The organism is Acinetobacter sp., assembly GCF_036666595.1.
Taxonomy (GTDB): domain Bacteria; phylum Pseudomonadota; class Gammaproteobacteria; order Pseudomonadales; family Moraxellaceae; genus Acinetobacter.
Genome location: NZ_JAVWVO010000116.1, coordinates 1 through 603 on the forward strand (window position 1 = coordinate 1; position 603 = coordinate 603).

Here is a 603-nt window from a genome sequence, read left to right on the forward strand (position 1 = left end):
GCTATGGTTTGGCATTATGGCGCAGTAAAAATTAAGATTGTGTATCAGCCTGAAGATAGGAAGCAAAAACTAAAAATCCCAGCTTAATGATTTAAACTGAGATTTTAAAGGCTCGTCAATTTATAAATAACAATGGTTTAGATGTTGTTTTTTAAACGATATTGCGCAATTTCTTCAATGGTAATTAAGGTTAAATGATGGGTTTGTGCATAAGCTAAAACTTGTACACCTGAAGCCATTGTGCCGTCTGGATTTGTAACTTCGCATAAAACGCCAGCAGGTTTTAAGCCAGCCATACGAGCTAAATCAATAGAACCTTCGGTATGACCACGACGGGTGAGTACGCCACCATCACGTCCACGGAGAGGGAATACATGCCCAGGACGATTAAGATCGCTTGCAACGGCACCATCTTTGATGGCTGTATGAATCGTTGTTGTACGATCTTGAGCTGATACACCTGTGGTGACGCCTTCAGCAGCTTCGATGGTAATGGTGAAGGCTGTTTTAAACTGACTCGAATTATCATTTACCATCGGTGGTAATTCTAAATGATCAGCAAGTTCTGAAGTAAGCGTTAAACAGACAATACCTGAACCATCA

1 protein-coding gene is annotated in these 603 nt (G+C 40.6%); it reads right to left on the reverse strand.

Annotated features, from left to right (window positions below; genetic code table 11):
- Positions 1-137 precede the first annotated feature (137 nt).
- Positions 138-603: 3,4-dihydroxy-2-butanone-4-phosphate synthase (gene ribB, locus RR876_RS17090; RefSeq protein ID WP_332637201.1), on the reverse strand; the 466-nt coding region annotated here is incomplete at its 5' end.